Origin of the sequence: Aeromonas sp. 82P, assembly GCF_051919365.1 — a bacterium.
Classification (GTDB): domain Bacteria; phylum Pseudomonadota; class Gammaproteobacteria; order Enterobacterales; family Aeromonadaceae; genus Aeromonas; species Aeromonas veronii.
Window position 1 is genome coordinate 648,604 of record NZ_JBQBEV010000001.1, and the last position, 16,397, is coordinate 665,000.

General features: G+C 55.1%; 14 protein-coding genes (1 of these 14 running past the window's edge). All 14 read left to right on the forward strand.

Features of this window, described 5'->3' with window-relative positions:
* Window positions 1–2: 2 nt before the first annotated feature.
* Window positions 3–704, forward strand: a complete 702-nt coding sequence (gene rplA / locus ACTG2S_RS03035; protein WP_005339888.1) for a 50S ribosomal protein L1 — start codon at window positions 3–5, stop codon at window positions 702–704.
* 256 nt (window positions 705–960) lie between these two features.
* Window positions 961–1,461 (forward strand): 50S ribosomal protein L10, encoded by a 501-nt coding sequence (rplJ, locus tag ACTG2S_RS03040; protein WP_005339895.1) that lies wholly within the window; start codon window positions 961–963, stop codon window positions 1,459–1,461.
* Window positions 1,462–1,512: 51 nt separating this feature from the next.
* The gene (rplL, locus tag ACTG2S_RS03045) at window positions 1,513–1,878 is read left to right on the forward strand and encodes a 50S ribosomal protein L7/L12 (protein WP_005306304.1); all 366 of its coding nucleotides are present in this window, start codon (window positions 1,513–1,515) and stop codon (window positions 1,876–1,878) included.
* A 224-nt stretch (window positions 1,879–2,102) separates the two neighbouring features.
* Entirely contained in the window at window positions 2,103–6,131 is a 4,029-nt protein-coding gene (rpoB, locus tag ACTG2S_RS03050) for a DNA-directed RNA polymerase subunit beta (protein WP_005339897.1), read from the forward strand.
* A 91-nt stretch (window positions 6,132–6,222) separates the two neighbouring features.
* Window positions 6,223–10,527 (forward strand): DNA-directed RNA polymerase subunit beta', encoded by a 4,305-nt coding sequence (gene rpoC, locus ACTG2S_RS03055; protein ID WP_005339899.1) that lies wholly within the window; start codon window positions 6,223–6,225, stop codon window positions 10,525–10,527.
* 194 nt (window positions 10,528–10,721) lie between these two features.
* Window positions 10,722–11,438 carry a helix-turn-helix transcriptional regulator gene (locus tag ACTG2S_RS03060; protein ID WP_005339902.1) on the forward strand — a complete coding sequence of 239 codons (717 nt, stop codon included), beginning with the start codon at window positions 10,722–10,724 and terminating at the stop codon, window positions 11,436–11,438.
* A gap of 24 nt (window positions 11,439–11,462) precedes the next feature.
* Window positions 11,463–11,843, forward strand: coding sequence for a RidA family protein (locus tag ACTG2S_RS03065; protein ID WP_005339904.1), 381 nt, complete (start codon window positions 11,463–11,465; stop codon window positions 11,841–11,843).
* An 84-nt stretch (window positions 11,844–11,927) separates the two neighbouring features.
* The gene (gene tusD, locus ACTG2S_RS03070) at window positions 11,928–12,320 is read left to right on the forward strand and encodes a sulfurtransferase complex subunit TusD (protein ID WP_274160770.1); all 393 of its coding nucleotides are present in this window, start codon (window positions 11,928–11,930) and stop codon (window positions 12,318–12,320) included.
* Window positions 12,321–12,328: 8 nt separating this feature from the next.
* A complete protein-coding gene (gene tusC / locus ACTG2S_RS03075) occupies window positions 12,329–12,688 on the forward strand; it encodes a sulfurtransferase complex subunit TusC (protein WP_139472497.1) in 360 nt (119 codons plus the stop codon).
* A 7-nt stretch (window positions 12,689–12,695) separates the two neighbouring features.
* Window positions 12,696–12,974: a sulfurtransferase complex subunit TusB gene (gene tusB / locus ACTG2S_RS03080; protein WP_005339909.1), complete on the forward strand. Its 279-nt coding sequence runs from the start codon at window positions 12,696–12,698 to the stop codon at window positions 12,972–12,974.
* A gap of 182 nt (window positions 12,975–13,156) precedes the next feature.
* Window positions 13,157–13,531 carry a 30S ribosomal protein S12 gene (rpsL, locus tag ACTG2S_RS03085; RefSeq protein ID WP_005306278.1) on the forward strand — a complete coding sequence of 125 codons (375 nt, stop codon included), beginning with the start codon at window positions 13,157–13,159 and terminating at the stop codon, window positions 13,529–13,531.
* A 93-nt stretch (window positions 13,532–13,624) separates the two neighbouring features.
* Window positions 13,625–14,095 (forward strand): 30S ribosomal protein S7, encoded by a 471-nt coding sequence (gene rpsG / locus ACTG2S_RS03090; protein WP_005339911.1) that lies wholly within the window; start codon window positions 13,625–13,627, stop codon window positions 14,093–14,095.
* A gap of 75 nt (window positions 14,096–14,170) precedes the next feature.
* Window positions 14,171–16,276, forward strand: coding sequence for an elongation factor G (gene fusA / locus ACTG2S_RS03095; RefSeq protein ID WP_439981969.1), 2,106 nt, complete (start codon window positions 14,171–14,173; stop codon window positions 16,274–16,276).
* Window positions 16,277–16,330: 54 nt separating this feature from the next.
* Window positions 16,331–16,397, forward strand: partial view of an elongation factor Tu gene (tuf, locus tag ACTG2S_RS03100; protein WP_005339879.1) — the 5' end (the start) only. The gene runs 1,118 nt beyond the window's last position; 67 of the gene's 1,185 nt are visible here — the first part of the coding sequence; it begins with the start codon at window positions 16,331–16,333; its stop codon lies off the right edge, out of view.

Here is a 16,397-nt window from a genome sequence, read left to right on the forward strand (position 1 = left end):
CAATGGCTAAACTTTCCAAGCGTATGCGCGTTATTCGCGAAAAAGTTGACGGTACCAAAGAGTACTCCATCAACGAAGCCATTGCCCTGCTGAAAGAACTGGCTACCGCCAAGTTCGTTGAAAGCGTTGACGTTGCTGTCAACCTGGGTATCGACGCTCGTAAATCTGACCAGAACGTACGTGGTGCTACTGTACTGCCGCACGGTACCGGTCGTGATGTACGCGTTGCCGTATTTACTCAAGGTGCAAACGCCGAAGCAGCTAAAGCTGCCGGTGCTGACCTGGTAGGTATGGATGACCTGGCCGATCTGGTTAAGAAAGGCGAGATGAACTTCGACGTAGTTATCGCATCCCCGGATGCCATGCGCGTTGTTGGTCAACTGGGTCAAATCCTGGGCCCGCGCGGCCTGATGCCGAACCCGAAAGTTGGTACTGTAACTCCTAACGTTGCCGAAGCAGTCAAGAACGCCAAGGCTGGTCAGGTTCGTTACCGTAACGACAAGAATGGTATCATCCATACCACTCTGGGTAAGGTTTCTTTCAACGAAGTTCAGCTGAAAGAAAACTTGGAAGCTCTGCTGGTTGCCCTGAAAAAAGGCAAGCCCTCTTCCGCCAAAGGTCAATTCATCAAGAAAGTCAGCATCTCCACCACCATGGGTGCCGGTGTTGCCGTAGACCAAGCTTCTCTGGAAGCTCAGGCCTAATTGATGGGTTTTACAAGGCGCAAAATTTAATCTATAATTTTGCGCCTTGATTGGTTGGGGGTTTCGACCTCCGTCCAAGACCGCAGGAGGCTGCAAAGCCTTAATGTTTCCTGCGTAGACGGTGCCGGAAACCCAGCGAGAAAGATTCTTTCTCTTCTGGAATCCTGCTACCGCATCGTTCCCCTCTGTTGTGAAGGTAGGGGGGATGTGTCAGTACTGGGTCAATAGACCCGGATTCAATCCAGGAGTTAAGCCAATGGCATTGGGACTCGAAGACAAAAAGGCAATTGTTGCTGAAGTCAACGAAGCTGCCAAAGGCGCTCTTTCTGCAGTTGTTGCCGATTCTCGCGGTGTAACTGTAGACAAGATGACCGTCCTGCGTAAAACCGCTCGTGAAGCCGGTGTGTACATGCGCGTTGTGCGTAACACCCTGCTGCGTCGCGCGGTAGAAGGTACCGAATACGAGTGCCTGAACGACGCATTTACCGGTCCTACCTTGATTGCTTTCTCTAACGAACACCCGGGCGCAGCTGCTCGTCTGTTCAAAGAGTTTGCCAAAGCGAACCAAAAGTTCGAAATCAAGGCTGGCGCTTTTAACGGTGAGTTTATCGCCGCAGCACAAATTGATCGTCTGGCCACGCTGCCGACTTACGAAGAAGCAATTGCGAAGTTGATGGCGACTATGAAAGAAGCCTCTGCTGGCAAGCTGGTTCGTACTATCGCTGCTGTTCGCGACCAGAAACAAGCTGCTGCTTGATTCTCGCCTATTTAGGCTGTTTGAGTTTATTCAACATCAGGAATTTTTGTCATGTCTATCACTAAAGACCAAATCATCGAAGCCGTTGCTTCCATGTCCGTAATGGAAGTTGTTGAGCTGATCGAAGCTATGGAAGAGAAGTTCGGTGTTTCTGCCGCTGCTGCCGTAATGGCTGGCCCGGCTGCTGCTGAAGCAGTAGAAGAGAAGACCGAGTTCGACGTAGTTCTGACTGCTGCTGGCGCCAACAAAGTTGCCGTTATCAAAGCCGTTCGTGGCGCTACCGGTCTGGGCCTGAAAGAAGCCAAAGATCTGGTAGAAGCTGCTCCGGCTAACCTGAAGGAAGGCGTGTCCAAGGACGAAGCTGAAGCTCTGAAGAAAGAGCTGGAAGCTGCCGGTGCTTCTGTTGAGATCAAATAATCTGCATTTATGTAGATTAGCCTGATAAAACAGGCTAGGGCTGGTGAATTTTTGTTCACCAGCCTTTTTGCGCTGTAGACTGAGAGCATTTCACACCGTTTACGACTCTCGGTGCACCAGCAATCCGGACTGTCTTCTTTCGTCCGGGCCAACACAAAACGGTGTTGAGACAGAGCTGTCCCGCGGGACAGAGTGGGTCACTTATCAGCGAGCTGAGGAACCCTATGGTTTACTCTTATACCGAAAAAAAACGCATTCGTAAGGACTTCGGTAAGCGAGACCAGGTACTGGACACGCCTTATCTGTTGTCCATTCAGCTGGACTCCTTCAAGCAGTTCATCGAGGCTGACCCGGAAGGTGAATATGGCCTAGAGGCCGCTTTCCGTAGCGTTTTCCCGATCACCAGTTACTCCGGTAGTGCTGAGCTTCAGTATGTCAGCTATCGCCTGGGTGAGCCGGTATTTGACGTAAAAGAATGCCAGATCCGTGGAGTGACCTACTCCGCGCCGCTGCGTGTCAAGCTTCGTATGGTTCTGTACGACCGTGAAGCAGCTGCCGGCACCGTCAAAGACATCAAGGAACAAGAAGTATACATGGGCGAAATTCCGCTCATGACCGAGAACGGCACCTTTGTTATCAATGGTACCGAGCGGGTTATCGTCTCCCAGCTGCACCGCAGCCCGGGCGTCTTCTTCGACCACGATAAAGGCAAAACTCATTCATCCGGTAAGGTACTGTATAACGCTCGCGTTATCCCCTACCGTGGCTCCTGGCTGGACTTCGAGTTCGATGCGAAAGACAACCTGTTTGTCCGTATCGACCGTCGTCGCAAACTGCCAGCATCCATTATTCTGCGCGCCCTGGACTTCACTTCCGAACAAATCCTGGCCACCTTCTTCGAGACCATCGGTTTTGAAGTAAAAGATGGCAAGTTGATGATGGATCTGGTGCCGGAGCGTCTGCGTGGTGAAACTGCGACCTTTGACATCGTGGCCAATGGCGCCGTGGTGGTTGAGACCGGTCGTCGTGTGACTGCGCGTCACATCCGTCAGTTGGAAAAAGACGCCGTTACCCAGATTGAGGTACCGGTTGAGTATGTTGTTGGCAAAGTTGCTGCCAAGGACTACGCACATCCGCAAACTGGCGAGATGGTCGTGACCGCCAACCAGGCACTGAGCCTGGAAGCGATCGCCAACCTGTCCCAAGCCGGCTTCAAGCATTTCGAGGTTCTGTTCACCAACGAACTGGATCACGGTGCTTACATGTCCGAGACCCTGCGTGTCGACTCCAGCTCCAACCGTTTGGAAGCGCTGGTCGAGATCTATCGCATGATGCGTCCGGGCGAGCCGCCTACTCGCGAAGCTGCAGAACAGCTGTTCGAAAACCTGTTCTTCTCCGCCGAGCGTTACGACCTGTCTACCGTAGGTCGGATGAAGTTCAACCGCCGTCTGGGTCGTGAAGACGAGACTGGCGCAGGTGTACTGACCAAAGACGACATCGTCGATGTGATGAAGCGCCTGATCGACATCCGTAACGGTAACGACGAAGTGGACGATATCGACCACTTGGGTAACCGTCGTATCCGTTCTGTCGGTGAAATGGCTGAAAACCAGTTCCGCGTCGGTCTGGTGCGTGTCGAGCGTGCGGTCAAGGAGCGTCTCTCCTTGGGCGACCTGGACACCCTGATGCCGCAGGATCTGATCAACGCCAAGCCGATCTCCGCCGCAGTCAAAGAGTTCTTTGGTTCCAGCCAGCTGTCCCAGTTTATGGACCAGAACAACCCGCTCTCCGAAGTGACCCACAAGCGTCGTATCTCCGCGCTGGGCCCGGGCGGTTTGACTCGTGAGCGTGCCGGCTTTGAAGTCCGAGACGTACACCCGACTCACTACGGTCGTCTGTGCCCTATCGAGACTCCTGAAGGTCCGAACATCGGTCTGATCAACTCTCTGTCCGTGTACTCTCGTACCAACGAGTACGGTTTCCTCGAGACCCCGTACCGTAAGGTCATTGACGGTGTGATCACCGACGAAGTGGACTACCTGTCTGCTATTGAAGAAGGCAAGTACGTGATCGCACAGGCTAACGCCGCGACCACCGAAGATGGCCGTCTGAAAGATGAATTGATCCCGTGCCGTCACAAAGGTGAATCCACCTTTATGAACGCCGACCAGATCCAGTATATGGACGTGAGCCCGCAGCAGATCGTATCTGTGGCAGCGGCTCTGATCCCGTTCCTGGAACACGATGACGCGAACCGCGCATTGATGGGTTCAAACATGCAACGTCAGGCTGTACCGACTCTGCGTGCTGACAAGCCGCTGGTAGGTACCGGTATGGAACGCGCTGTGGCCGTTGACTCCGGTGTAACCGTAGTAGCCAAGCGTGGCGGCGTAATCGACTATGTCGATGCCTCCCGTATCGTCCTGAAGGTCAATGAAGATGAGCTGATGCCAGGCGAAGCCGGTATCGACATCTACAACCTGACCAAGTACACCCGTTCCAACCAGAACACCTGTATCAACCAGCGTCCTTGCGTGATGTTGGGTGAGCCGGTCATGGCTGGCGACGTACTGGCTGACGGCCCGTCCACCGATCTGGGTGAACTGGCTCTGGGTCAGAACATGCGCGTCGCGTTCATGCCGTGGAACGGTTACAACTTCGAAGACTCGATCCTGGTGAACGAGCGTGTTGTTCAGGAAGATCGCCTGACCACCATCCATATCCAGGAACTGGCCTGTATCTCCCGTGACACCAAGCTGGGTCCGGAAGAGATCACTGCTGACATCCCGAACGTGGGTGAAGCCGCTCTGTCCAAGCTGGACGAGTCCGGTATCGTCTACGTGGGTGCCGAAGTGAAGGGCGGCGACATTCTGGTCGGTAAGGTAACCCCGAAAGGTGAAACCCAGCTGACGCCGGAAGAGAAGCTGCTGCGCGCCATCTTCGGTGAGAAGGCGTCCGATGTGAAGGACTCCTCCCTGCGTGTACCGAACGGTGTGTACGGTACCGTGGTTGACGTGCAAGTCTTTACCCGCGATGGCGTGGAAAAAGACAAGCGCGCCAAAGAAATCGAAGAGATGCAGCTGAAGGAAGCGAAGAAGGACTTGACCGAAGAGTTCAAGATCCTGGAAGACGGCATTTTCGGCCGCTCCCGCAACCTGCTGCTGGCCGCCGGTTACAGCGAAGATCGTCTGAACAAGCTCGATCGCTCCAAGTGGTTTGAACTGGCCATCGAAGACGAAGGCAAGCAGACCGAACTGGAACAGATCGCTGAACAGCACGTTGAGCTGAAAGCCGAGTTCGACAAGAAATTCGAGAACAAGCGTCGCAAGATTATCCAGGGTGATGATCTGGCGCCGGGCGTACTGAAAATCGTCAAGGTTTATCTGGCAGTCAAGCGTCGCATCCAGCCGGGTGACAAGATGGCGGGCCGTCACGGTAACAAGGGTGTTATCTCCAAGATCTGTCCGGTCGAGGATATGCCTCATGACGAGTTCGGCCGTCCGGTCGACATCGTACTGAACCCGTTGGGCGTACCATCCCGTATGAACATCGGTCAGATCCTCGAAGTGCACCTGGGTCTTGCGGCCAAGGGTATCGGCGAGAAGATCGATCGCATGGTCAAAGAGCAGCGCGAGCTGCACGAGATGCGCAACTTCCTGCAACAGGTCTATGACCTGGGCGAGAAGGACACCCAGCAAGTGAACATCGCCGAACTGTCTGACGACGACGTACGTACCCTGGTGGGTAACCTGCGTAAGGGTCTGCCGGTTGCTACTCCAGTGTTTGATGGTGCCAAAGAGCGCGAAATCAAAGCCCTGCTGAAGCTGGCCGATCTGCCGGAGTCCGGTCAGATTGATCTGTTCGATGGCCGTACCGGTAACCGCTTCGAGCGTAAAGTAACCGTTGGTTACATGTACATGCTCAAGCTGAACCACTTGGTCGACGACAAGATGCACGCGCGTTCTACCGGTTCTTACAGCCTGGTTACCCAGCAGCCGCTGGGTGGTAAGGCTCAGTTCGGTGGTCAGCGTTTCGGTGAGATGGAAGTGTGGGCCCTGGAGGCTTACGGTGCGGCATATACCCTGCAGGAAATGCTGACCGTCAAGTCTGACGATGTGAATGGCCGTACCAAGATGTATAAGAACATCGTGGATGGCGACCACCGTATGGAGCCGGGCATGCCCGAATCCTTCAACGTATTGCTGAAGGAAATCCGCTCTCTGGGTATCAACATCGAGCTGGACGAAGAGTAAGAGCTCGCTCTTATTGTTCGAGAATTGACGTGGGCGCCCCGCTGTTTTGGCAGCCGGGGCGCCGAGGTTAGACTCCTGACAGGGGAAACACGTGAAAGACTTACTCAAGTTTTTGAAGGCTCAGACCAAGACCGAAGAGTTTGACAGTATCAAGATCGGTCTGGCCTCTCCTGACATGATCCGCTCCTGGTCATTCGGTGAGGTCAAAAAGCCTGAGACCATCAACTACCGGACTTTCAAGCCGGAGCGTGATGGTCTGTTCTGCGCCCGTATCTTCGGACCGGTGAAGGACTACGAGTGTCTGTGCGGCAAGTACAAGCGCCTGAAACACCGTGGTGTGATCTGTGAGAAGTGCGGCGTTGAAGTGACCCAGACCAAGGTCCGTCGTGAGCGTATGGGCCACATCGAGCTGGCCAGCCCGACTGCCCACATCTGGTTCCTGAAGTCCCTGCCGTCCCGTATCGGTCTGCTGCTGGACATGACCCTGCGCGACATCGAGCGTGTGCTCTACTTCGAATCTTTCGTGGTAATCGAGCCGGGCATGACCAACCTCGAACGCAGCCAGATGCTCTCTGAAGAGCAGTACCTGGATGCGCTGGAAGAGTGGGGCGACGAATTTGACGCCAAGATGGGTGCCGAAGCAATCCTGGCATTGCTGCGCGCTATCGATCTGGAAGGTGAAGTCAAAACCATGCGTGAGGAGCTGGATCAAACCAACTCCGAGACCAAGCGCAAGAAGACCACCAAGCGTCTGAAGCTGATGGAAGCTTTCCTGCAGTCCGGCAACAAGCCGGAGTGGATGATCATGACAGTGCTGCCCGTGCTGCCGCCGGACCTGCGTCCGCTGGTACCGCTGGACGGCGGCCGTTTCGCGACTTCCGATCTGAACGATCTGTACCGTCGCGTGATCAACCGTAACAACCGCTTGAAGCGTCTGCTGGATCTGGCTGCTCCGGACATCATCGTGCGCAACGAAAAGCGTATGCTGCAAGAGTCCGTCGATGCGCTGCTGGATAACGGCCGTCGCGGTCGTGCCATCACCGGTTCCAACAAGCGCCCGCTGAAATCCCTGGCCGACATGATCAAGGGTAAGCAGGGTCGTTTCCGTCAGAACCTGCTCGGTAAGCGTGTCGACTACTCCGGTCGTTCCGTTATCACCGTAGGCCCGACTCTGCGTCTGCATCAGTGCGGTCTGCCGAAGAAGATGGCGCTGGAACTGTTCAAGCCGTTCATCTATGGCAAGCTGGAAACCCGCGGTCTGGCGACCACTATCAAGGCCGCCAAGAAGATGGTGGAGCGCGAGGAAGCTGTCGTTTGGGATATCCTGGACGAAGTGATCCGCGAACACCCGGTTCTGCTGAACCGTGCACCGACTCTGCACCGTCTGGGTATCCAGGCATTCGAACCGACTCTGGTCGAAGGCAAGGCAATCCAGCTGCACCCGCTGGTTTGTGCTGCGTATAACGCGGACTTCGATGGTGACCAGATGGCGGTCCACGTACCGCTGACCCTGGAAGCCCAGCTGGAAGCGCGTGCGCTGATGATGTCTACCAACAACATCCTGTCGCCTGCCTCCGGTGAGCCGATCATCGTTCCTTCTCAGGACGTGGTCTTGGGTCTGTACTACATGACCCGTGCCCGTATCAACGCCAAAGGCGAAGGTATGGTGCTGGCCGGCCCGAAAGAAGCCGAGAAAGTATATCGCGCCGGTCTGGCCGATCTGCATGCTCGTGTGAAAGTACGTATTACCGAATACCTGCGTCAGGAAGACGGTTCTCTGCGTGAACACACCGAGATGAAGAACACCACCGTTGGTCGTGCGATCCTGAGCCTGATCCTGCCGAAAGGCATGGAATACGCCCTGATCGACGAGCCGAAGGTGCTGACTGCTGCAGAACAGGCTGATCTGGATGCCAATCCGCAGAACTGGATCAAGTGCGTATCCAACAAGGCGCTGGGCAAAAAGCTCATCTCCCGTCTGCTGAACACCTGCTATCGCAAGCAGGGCCTGAAGGACACCGTTATCTTCGCTGACCAGCTGATGTATACCGGTTTCCACTACGCGGCCCTGTCCGGTGCTTCCGTTGGTATCGATGACATGGTCATCCCGGATGCCAAGAAAGACATCATCGCAGCAGCCGAAGCCGAAGTTGCCGAGATCCAGGACCAGTTCCTGTCAGGTCTGGTAACTGCGGGCGAGCGTTACAACAAGGTTATCGATATCTGGGCCAGCGCCAACGAGCGCGTCTCCAAGGCCATGATGGAGAACTTGTCCAAAGAGCGTAACGTCAACTCGCTGGGTGAAGAAGAAGAGCAGGCCTCGTTCAACAGCATCTTTATGATGGCCGACTCTGGTGCGCGTGGTTCCGCCGCCCAGATCCGTCAGCTGGCCGGTATGCGTGGCCTGATGGCCAAGCCGGATGGCTCCATCATCGAGACCCCGATCATCGCGAACTTCCGCGAAGGTCTGAACGTACTGCAGTACTTTATCTCTACCCACGGTGCTCGTAAGGGTCTGGCGGATACTGCACTGAAGACTGCGAACTCCGGTTACCTGACTCGTCGTCTGGTAGACGTGGCGCAAGACATGGTGATCACCGAGGACGATTGCGGCACTACCGACGGTCTGTGGATGACTCCGCTGATCGAGGGTGGCGACGTGGTCGAGCCGCTGCGTGAGCGCGTGCTGGGTCGTGTGGTGGCAGAAGATGTCATCAAGCCGGGTACCGAGGACGAGATCCTGGTTGCTCGCAACACCCTGCTCGACGAGCAGCTGTGTGACCTGCTGGAACGCAACTCCGTTGACCGTGTGAAGGTACGTTCTGCCATCACCTGTGAAACTGACTTCGGTAACTGTGCTCACTGCTACGGCCGTGATCTGGCCCGTGGTCACCTGGTTAACAAGGGTGAGGCTGTCGGTGTTATCGCCGCCCAGTCCATCGGTGAACCGGGTACCCAGCTGACGATGCGTACTTTCCACATCGGTGGTGCTGCATCTCGTGCCGCTGCTGAAAGCAGCATCCAGGTCAAGAACACCGGTACCATCAAGCTGCAGAACGCCAAGTTCGTTCACAACAGCGATGACAAACTTGTTATCACCTCACGTTCTACCGAACTGACCATCATGGACGACATGGGCCGTACCAAGGAAAGCCACAAGCTGCCTTACGGTTCCGTGCTGGAAGTGAAGGACGGCCAGGCCGTGAGTGCTGGCGAGACCGTTGCCAATTGGGATCCGCACACCCACCCGATCATCACCGAAGTGGCAGGTCGCCTGCAGTTCGAACACATGATCGATGGCGTGACCATCACTCGTCAGACCGACGAGCTGACCGGTCTCTCTTCTATCGTTGTTCTGGACGTCAACGAGCGTCCGAGCGCCGGTAAAGAGATGCGTCCGACCGTTAAACTGGTCGACCTGAACGGCAAAGACGTGATGATCCCGGGTACCGATGTAGCCGCCCAGTACTTCCTGCCGGGCAAGGCGATCGTGAACCTGGAAGATGGTGCCAACGTGGGCGTGGGTGACGCGGTAGCGCGTATCCCGCAAGAGTCCGGCGGTACCAAGGACATCACCGGTGGTCTGCCGCGCGTTGCGGATCTGTTCGAAGCACGTCAACCGAAGGAACCGGCAATTCTGGCCGAGATCTCCGGTACCATCTCCTTTGGGAAAGAGACCAAGGGCAAACGCCGTCTGGTCATCACCCCGACTGATGGTGGCAACGTCTACGAAGAGATGATTCCGAAGTGGCGTAACCTGAACGTGTTCGAAGGTGAAAAAGTTGAGAAGGGTGAAGTGCTGGCGGACGGTCCTGAGTCTGCTCACGACATCCTGCGTCTGCGCGGTATCAGCCCGGTCGCCAACTACATCGCCAACGAAGTGCAGGACGTTTACCGTCTGCAAGGCGTTAAGATCAACGACAAGCACATCGAAGTCATCGTTCGTCAGATGCTGCGCAAGTGTGAGATCCTGAGCGCTGGCGATACCGATCTGATCGAAGGCGAACAGGTTGAAGTTGCTCGTGTGAAGATTGCCAACCGTAAGCTGGTTGCCGAGGGCAAGACCCCTGCGACCTACCGTCATGTACTGATGGGTATTACCAAGGCATCTCTGAGCACCGAGTCCTTCATCTCTGCGGCTTCCTTCCAGGAAACCACTCGCGTTCTGACCGAAGCCGCCGTAGGTGGCAAGCGTGATGAACTGCGTGGTCTGAAAGAGAACGTCATCGTGGGTCGTCTGATCCCGGCTGGTACCGGCTTTGCCTACCACCACAGCCGGATCAACCAGCGTGCTGCCGCAGCTCGTGCTGTTGGTACCCCGCAGGTGACCGCTGATGAAGCGGAGCAGAACCTGGCGGATCTGCTGAATGCAGCCGGTAGCTTCGACGAAGAGTAACTCGTCATCCGTGATTAAAAAGGGCTCCTTCAAGGAGCCCTTTTTGTTGGCCAATTCCTCGGCAAAGGTAGACGCAGCGCGGGTTTCAGGATGATCCAGAGCAAAGTTGTAGAGTAAAAAATCAAAAAAAGTTGACTTTACTCCCCTGCAATTTAAAACTCGGGAAAGTTGAATGGTTATTACAGGGGTAGAACATGACTGTCGGTATCGAGGAAGCCATGCTTCCCGAAGAACAGCTGATCAGCCGCACTTTTACAGATGAAGACAGGGAATTGTTGCGCTCATACGATGGGCTCATCGATGGCTTGGCCGAGCTGTTCGGCAAGCATTGTGAAGTGGTACTCCACTCCCTGGAAAATCTGCACGAGTCGGTGATCAAGATCGCTAACGGCTTCAATACCGGACGCACCCTCGGGGCGCCCATCACCGATCTCGCCCTGCGCATGCTCAAGGATATCGAGAGCACCGGCCAGGATTACACCCAGAGCTATTTCGCTCGCAGCCGTACCGGCGCGCTGATGAAGTCGAGCACCATCGCCATTCGCAACAGTGAGCGGCAAGTGGTGGGGCTGATCTGCATCAACCTGCACATCAATGCGCCTTTCCACGAGTTCGTGGCCGAATTTTTCCCGACGCCCCAGCAGGCGGCGCGCCAGTCACCAGAGACCTTTGCCAACAGCGTGGAAGAGCTGGTTGCCCAGACGGTTGATAACACCATCGACGAGATCAATCGCGATCCCACCGTGGCCAACAATGCCAAGAATCGCTTCATCGTGACCCAGCTGTTCGAGAAGGGCATTTTCGATATCAAGGATTCGATCAATCTGGTGGCGGACAAACTCAATATTTCAAAACATACCGTTTATCTTTACATCCGACAGCGCAAGCAGGGTGAAGACGAGAACGAGTAACTCATTCCAGAAGGGGATAGATGAATGGCTAAAGAAGTGATTGCAACCGACAAGGCGCCTGCCGCGATTGGTCCGTATGTTCAGGCTACCAAGGTTGGCGAGATGATCTTCACCTCCGGGCAGATCCCGCTCGATCCTGCCACCATGGAAATCGTGGCTGGCGGCATCGAAGAGCAGGCCGAACGGGTGATGAAGAATCTGGTTGCCGTGTTGCACGCTGCGGGTGCTGATGCCAGCAAAGTGGTCAAAACCACCTGCTTCCTGAGTGACATGAACAACTTCGTTGCCTTCAATCAGGTCTATGCCCGCTACTTTGGCGATGCAGCACCAGCCCGCTCCTGCGTAGAGGTGGCCCGTCTGCCGAAAGATGTGCTGGTCGAGGTCGAGGCGATTGCCCATCTCTGATCAACAGATCGAATCAAGCCCCTCCTGGCAGGGGCTTTTTTGTTTTTGGCGTAAAATGGACCGGGTCTGCACAGGAGTCCTGCTATGAGTCTGAGTTTTGCCATCCTGGTCACGGGGCCCGCCTATGGCACCCAGTCGGCCAGCACCGCCTATCGTTTTGCCCGCACCTTGTTGGCACAGGGGCATACCTTGTCCCACCTGTTCTTCTATCAGGATGGGGTCTGCAACGGCAACGGTCTGCATCTGCCTGCATCCGATGAGACTGACCTGGCGCGTCTGTGGCGAGAGCTGGCAGAAGAGCAGGGGATCCGTATCGACGTCTGTGTCGCCGCCGCCATGCGGCGCGGTGTGCTCGATGAACAGGAAGCCAAGGGGGCAGGGCTGGAGCACTTCAATCTGCAAGCGCCATTTTGCCTGAGCGGTCTGGGCCAGTTGGCCGAGGCGGCGCTCACAGCCGATCGGCTGGTTCAGTTTTAGGGGGAGTCATGAGCAAGAAAATCGCCTTTATCTGCAGTCGTGGTCCCCATGGCCATGCCGCCGGCCGGGAAGGACTGGATGCCTTGTTGGCCACCTCGGCCATGACCGATGAGCTGGCCCTCTTCCTGATTGGGGACGGCGTGCTGCAACTGCTCAAGGAGCAGCAGCCTGCCGCCATTTTGCAGCGCCACTACGCGCCCACCTTCAAAATGCTGGAACTCTACGACATCGAAGAGGTCTATGTTTGTGCTGACTCGCTGGCAGAGCGTGGCGTGACAGTGGATGATCTGCTGATCCCCGTCGAGAGTCTGCCGCGCCAGGAAATGGCTCGGCGCTGGGCACAGTGTTCGACTCACATCAGCTTTTGAGGTCTCCATGTTGCATCTGATATTGAACTCTCCCTTTCAGAGTCAGGCTCTGGCAGAGGCGCTCTCATACCTTCAGCCCGAGGATGAGCTGGTACTGATGCAGGATGCCGTGATTGCGGCATCGGCTCCCCAGTGGAGCGCGCGGCTGGCGGGTATCCCGCTTTATGTGATGCAGGAAGATCTGCAAGCTCGCGGTTTGCAGCATCGGGTGGGCAATGTGCTCGATATGGCGGGTCTGGTGGCACTGATTGCGCAAAAAGGTTCCCCGCGCACCTGGGGTGGCTGATAAGCACATTTCCAAGAAAATTCAAGGAGATGTCGTGAAATCAAACGGATCCGAATTGCCCTTTTGTGACGCAAATTGTATAAATCTTGACTCCCCAGACAACAGGGCATAAAATTTCGCGTCCCCGTATCTGCGGGGAGGATTTTCCACACGTTTATGAAGTCATTATCAGGAGCCTTTTGATGGCAACTATTAACCAGTTGGTTCGCAAGCCACGCATCAAGCTCGTTGTGAAAAGCAACGTGCCGGCGCTGGAAGCGTGCCCTCAGAAGCGTGGCGTATGCACTCGTGTATATACCACCACCCCGAAGAAGCCTAACTCTGCACTGCGTAAAGTGTGCCGTGTACGTCTGACCAACGGCTTCGAAGTCACCTCCTACATCGGTGGTGAAGGTCACAACCTGCAAGAGCACTCTGTTGTTCTGATCCGTGGCGGTCGTGTAAAAGACTTGCCAGGTGTTCGTTATCACACCGTTCGTGGTGCGTTGGACTGTGCCGGTGTTAAAGACCGTAAGCAGGCTCGCTCCAAGTATGGCGTGAAGCGTCCTAAAGCTTAATGGTTCTCCGTTAAGTAAGGCCAAACGTTAATTCGTTTCTAGTTAGATAGCTTTCTAGTTTTGGGTAATCCCTGAAGTTACGGAGAATTTGAAATGCCAAGACGTCGTGTTGTTGGTCAGCGTAAAATCCTGCCAGATCCCAAGTTCGGATCAGAGCTGCTGGCTAAATTTGTCAACGTAGTAATGGTTGACGGTAAGAAATCTGTTGCAGAAGCCATTGTTTATGGCGCCCTGGACATCATTGCCACCAAATCTGGCAAAGAGCACCTGGCCGTATTCGAAGAAGCTCTGGATAACATTCGTCCGGCGGTCGAGGTTAAATCTCGTCGCGTCGGTGGTGCAACCTATCAGGTGCCGGTAGAAGTTCGTCCGGTACGTCGCAATGCCCTGGCAATGCGCTGGTTGGTTGATGCCGCTCGTAAACGTGGTGAAAAATCAATGGCTCAGCGTCTGGCTGGCGAGCTGCTGGATGCCGCTGACAATAAGGGTTCGTCTGTCAAGAAACGTGAAGACGTTCACCGTATGGCTGAAGCGAACAAAGCCTTCGCTCACTTCCGCTGGTAATCCGCTTGCGCAGGGTCTTTTGACTCTGCGCACCTTTAATTATCTAGGGACAAGCGCCTTAGTAAGAGGATGACAATGGCTCGTACAACCCCCATTGAGCGTTATCGTAACATCGGTATCTCCGCTCACATTGACGCCGGTAAGACTACTACTACCGAGCGCGTACTGTTTTACACCGGTGTAAGTCACAAGATCGGTGAAGTTCACGATGGCGCTGCCACCATGGACTGGATGGAACAGGAACAAGAGCGTGGTATCACAATCACCTCCGCCGCGACCACCGCTTTCTGGTCCGGTATGGGTAAACAGTTCCAACCGCACCGTATCAACATCATCGATACCCCGGGCCACGTTGACTTTACTATCGAAGTAGAGCGTTCAATGCGTGTTCTGGACGGTGCCGTGATGGTGTACTGTGCCGTAGGTGGCGTACAGCCACAGTCTGAAACCGTATGGCGTCAGGCTAACAAGTACAAGGTTCCCCGTATCGCGTTCGTCAACAAGATGGACCGTACCGGCGCCAACTTCCTGCGCTGCGTTGAGCACATCAAGACCCGTCTGAAAGGTACTCCGGTTCCCCTTCAGCTGAACATCGGCTCTGAAGAGAACTTCAAGGGCGTTGTTGACCTGGTCAAGATGAAAGCCATCAACTGGAATGAAGCTGATCAGGGCGTATCCTTCGATTACGAAGACGTCCCGGCCGAGTTGCTGGAACAGGCGCAAGAAATGCGCATGAATCTGGTTGAAGCCGCTGCTGAAGCGTCTGAAGACCTGATGGAAAAATACCTGGGCGGCGAAGAGCTGACCGAGGAAGAGATCAAAGGTGCTCTGCGTCAGCGCGTGCTGAACAACGAAATCATCCTGGTAACCTGTGGCTCCGCGTTCAAGAACAAGGGCGTACAGGCCATGCTGGATGCCGTGATCGAGTACCTGCCGGCTCCGACCGACGTTGCTGCTATCGACGGCCTGAAAATGGACGGCGAGACCAAAGACGAGCGTCACGCTTCTGATGACGAGCCGTTCTCTGCTCTGGCGTTCAAGATCGCTACCGACCCGTTCGTTGGTAACCTGACCTTCTTCCGTGTCTACTCTGGCGTGATCAACTCCGGTGACACCGTGCTGAACTCTGTCAAGGACAAGCGCGAGCGTTTTGGCCGTATCGTTCAGATGCATGCCAACAAGCGTGAAGAGATCAAAGAAGTACGCGCTGGTGACATTGCTGCTGCTATCGGTCTGAAAGACGTGACCACTGGTGACACCCTGTGTGACCCGAACGCACCGATCATCCTCGAGCGTATGGAATTCCCAGAGCCGGTAATTTCTATCGCTGTTGAGCCGAAAACCAAGGCTGACCAAGAGAAGATGGGTCTGGCACTGGGCCGTCTGGCTCAGGAAGATCCGTCCTTCCGCGTATGGACTGACGAAGAGTCAGGTCAAACCATCATCGCTGGTATGGGTGAGCTGCACCTGGACATCATCGTTGACCGTATGCGTCGCGAGTTCAAGGTTGAAGCCAACGTAGGTAAGCCGCAGGTTGCCTACCGTGAAACCATCCGTACCACCGTTAAAGACATCGAAGGCAAGCATGCCAAGCAGTCTGGTGGTCGCGGTCAGTACGGTCATGTTGTTATCGACATGTACCCGCTGGAAGAAGGCAAAGCCTACGAATTCGTCAACGACATCAAAGGTGGTGTCATTCCTGGTGAATTCATCCCGGGTGTTGATAAAGGTATCCGTGAGCAGCTCAAATCTGGTCCGCTGGCTGGTTACCCGGTTATGGATCTGGGTGTGCGTCTGCACTTCGGTTCTTACCACGATGTCGACTCTTCCGAACTGGCGTTCAAAATCGCTGCTTCCATGGCCTTTAAGGCTGGCTTCATGAAAGCCAACCCGGTTCTGCTCGAACCGATCATGAAAGTAGAAGTTGAAACTCCGGAAGATTACATGGGCGACGTTATCGGTGACCTGAACCGTCGTCGTGGCCTGATCGAAGGTATGGAAGATGGCCCGTCCGGCAAGATCGTTCGTGCTCTGGTGCCGCTGGCCGAAATGTTCGGTTATGCAACTGCACTGCGTTCCGCTACCCAGGGTCGTGCTTCCTACGCCATGGAATTCGCCAAGTATCACGATGCACCGACCAACGTTGCACAAGCTGTGATCGAAGAGCGCAAAACCAAGTAATTTAAGATTCCCCGCCTACGACGGTAGGCGGGTTTAACCTAGAAGGACTACGTCGTGTCTAAAGAAAAATTTGAGCGTAATAAACCGCACGTAAACGTCGGTACCATCGGCCACGTTGACC